This is a genomic window from Micromonospora sp. NPDC005220 (assembly GCF_040607895.1).
In the GTDB taxonomy this organism is placed as follows: Bacteria; Actinomycetota; Actinomycetes; order Mycobacteriales; family Micromonosporaceae; genus Micromonospora.
Genome location: NZ_JBEXHP010000227.1, coordinates 1 through 2,868, shown reverse-complemented (window position 1 = coordinate 2,868; position 2,868 = coordinate 1). Strand labels below are relative to the sequence as shown.

Annotated in this window: 3 protein-coding genes; 1 reads left to right on the top strand and 2 read right to left on the bottom strand. The window is 66.8% G+C overall.

Translation table 11 applies throughout. From position 1 onward, the window contains the following. Positions 1 to 416: 416 nt before the first annotated feature. Complete coding sequence (locus ABZU52_RS32270; RefSeq protein ID WP_354974694.1) at positions 417 to 1,244, top strand: SAM-dependent methyltransferase; 828 nt, start codon at positions 417 to 419, stop codon at positions 1,242 to 1,244. 106 nt (positions 1,245 to 1,350) lie between these two features. Here ABZU52_RS32270 and ABZU52_RS32265 read toward each other — a convergent pair whose 3' ends face one another. Next, positions 1,351 to 2,043 carry a hypothetical protein gene (locus tag ABZU52_RS32265; RefSeq protein ID WP_354974693.1) on the bottom strand — a complete coding sequence of 231 codons (693 nt, stop codon included), beginning with the start codon at positions 2,041 to 2,043 and terminating at the stop codon, positions 1,351 to 1,353. A gap of 513 nt (positions 2,044 to 2,556) precedes the next feature. Further along, positions 2,557 to 2,730, bottom strand: coding sequence for a hypothetical protein (locus ABZU52_RS32260; protein ID WP_354974692.1), 174 nt, complete (start codon positions 2,728 to 2,730; stop codon positions 2,557 to 2,559). Positions 2,731 to 2,868: the final 138 nt, after the last annotated feature.

Sequence of the window (2,868 nt, the reverse complement as noted above, 5' to 3'; positions counted from 1 at the left end):
GGGCGACCCCCGGGTACGCGGCCGGCGCCGCGGCGTCGGCCGCCGGTGCGACGCTCAGAGCGGTGCCGAACACCGCCGTCGACAGCACGACGGCGGCCAGTAGACCCGGCCGTAGACGGCGGAAAAGCGCGGACGATGAGACGCCTGTCATATCTCGACGATGCCGCAATTACATCGATGATCGCCAACGTGTCTCACACCTCGGCCGGCGACCGGCTCGCCCCGCCCGTCGGGACTTCCGATGCCGGTCGGGGTCCGTTACGGCGCGCCGCTCGATGAATGCGCTGGTGAGTGGACGATTCGCTGGGAGCGATACCAGTGGGGCGAAATTCCGCCGTTCCAATCGCTACACTCGCCGCAATGCTGGCACCGCCCGCAGACCTCAGCCTGCGCCAACCGCACGAATGGAGACGCCTGTGACCCGGGACAAGGCGGCACCCGCCGGCATCGACCCCACCATTCCCAGCGTGGCCCGGGTCTATGACTTCTTCCTGGGCGGCAAGGACAACTTCGAGGTCGACCGGAAGGTCGCCGAGCACGCGCTGCGGATCACACCGGACGGACCGGCAGCCGGCCAGGCGAACCGGGCCTTTCTGCGTCGAGTGATCCGCTTCCTTGTCACCGAGGCGGGCATCGACCAGTTCCTGGACATCGGCTCGGGGCTGCCCACCCAGGGCAACGTGCACGAGGTCGCCACCGAGCAGAACCCGAAGGCTCAGGTGGTCTACGTGGACAATGACCCGATCGTGCTGACGCACGGGCGGGCCCTGCTCGCCGCGGAGGGCACCGCGACGGTGATCCAGGCGGACATCCGGGAGCCACAGGAAATCCTCAACCACCCGGACGTACGCCGATTCCTCGACTTCGACCGGCCGATCGGGTTGCTGCTCTTCGCGATCCTGCACCACATCGGTGACGACGAGGACCCGAAGGCGGTGGCGGCCGCGTTGATCGACGCGCTGCCCTCTGGCAGCTACGTGGCGATCTCGCACTTCCGCGACCCGGGCGAGCGGGACCCGGAGGGCTCCCGCAAGGCCCGCGAGGTCGAGCGGGTCTTCAACGAGTCGTTGGGCACCGGGCGCTGGCGTACCGACGAGGAGATCCTCTCGTTCGCCGACGGGCTGACAGTGCTGGAGCCGGGGCTGGTGCCGCTGGCCGAGTGGCGTCCCGAGCCGGGCGCACCCGCTCAGACGCAGACCGACACCTACCACACCTTCGTCGGGCTCCTCGCCCGCAAACCGTAGGTGCCGTCTAGCCGCCATCGGCCCGCCGCCCCTAACTTGACGGCAGGAAGATGGCCCTGGCGCAAGCGCCAGGGCCATCCCAATCCATCGTCGCGGAGGCTGGTCATCAGCTCCCGGAGTCGGGGTACAGGTAAAGGTCGAAGTGCAACTTCTGGTGGTCAAGCTCGAACTGCTGGCTGGTGCCGTAGAGGCTGGGCGGGCCAGCGAAAGTGCCGACCAGGTGGTACAGGCCCGGGTCGACAGCGAACCGGAAGGCACCATCGGGACCGGTCACGACCTCGATCCCAGCCGGCTCCAGTCGAATTGTCGCCCCCTGCAACGGCAGCCAGGTAGTCATGTCCAGCGCTTGTCCCTCGAGGTTCCAGATGGCGGACACCGTGAAGCTTCCCTGCGTCATCGGGCTCAGCCGGCCGCGGCGGTCGACCGCCACCGCGTAGACCGGTCGCTCACCCATCACGCTGCCTGCATCGATCGTCGCACTGGCCGTACCGTCCGAAGCCGCGTGGACCTCGCTGCCCAAGTTCGTGTCGCCGACGCTGTACCGGAACTTCGTCACCCTGGTGTCGCCGTTCGCGTCGAACTTGATGGCGATCTGGCCACCTTCGGCGACGCTGTCCCCGGCGGGGAAGCTGATTGCCGGGCGAAGAAGTGCCTTCGTCCCGGACGGCCCTCGGACGGCCGCCGATGCGGGTGGCGCCACGAGCATCGAACCGGCGGCCAGCGTCAGCGACGCGGCCAGTGCAGCAACACTGCGGCGAGTGAGACGGGTGCGCGCACCCAAAGTTGATCCGACGAACATTCCAGCCCCCGTATCATCAGAACGTCACGGCGCGCCTACCGTAGCCAGCAAGATGATCTACGTCAACGTTTTTCAATGCGTTGCGATCGGACTGTCGCGCAATGGAGATGGCGGAGCCTGAGGGCTCGATCCCTGAGCATCTCCGGCCTGCTCCTGCTGTCCTTCCACCGTGCGCATCCCAAGCGCCCTCGCTTCTTGATTACCCGGCGACCAACGCGCGGCCCGGTGCTGCTCAGCGACCTGGTCGGCCGCTGAAACGATCGGGGCGGCCGGCAGCGTTTGGGCCGCGCTGTTGATGATGTCGTTAAAGGCTTCTTCCGAACCCGGGAAGCGGCCTCAGAGCTGCGGGGCTGAGAGTGGGCGATGCTGGTATCGAACCGGCAACCTCTTCGGTGTGAACTCTCGGCAAGCCGGTCGGCTTGGGCTTGATGCGAGGTCAGACGACCCGCTGGCGTGCTTTTCGGCTCGGTTCGGCTGGCTCGGTTGCTGTACTTCGCTGCTGTACTGCTGGCGTCAGACGAGGCGTTGGATGCGGACCCTCGGGCGCTCGTTCCTGAGGTGGCCGTGTTTGTGCTGGCGGACCTGCTCGTCCCAGACCTCCTGGTCGTAGTCCGGGTCCGGCGGGATCCACCTGTGCGAGCCATCGCTGTAGTGGAACTTCTCGTCGCCGGCTCGCAGGATGCTCATCGAGTCCAGCCGAGGAAGCGGTAGTGCAGGTGACCGGCGGGGATGAGCTACCCCCGCTTTCATGGAGCTTCTTAACCATGGTCTGATGGCCGTGGGGGAGGAAGTATCCGTGGCAGCACCGAAGAAGTATCCCGATGA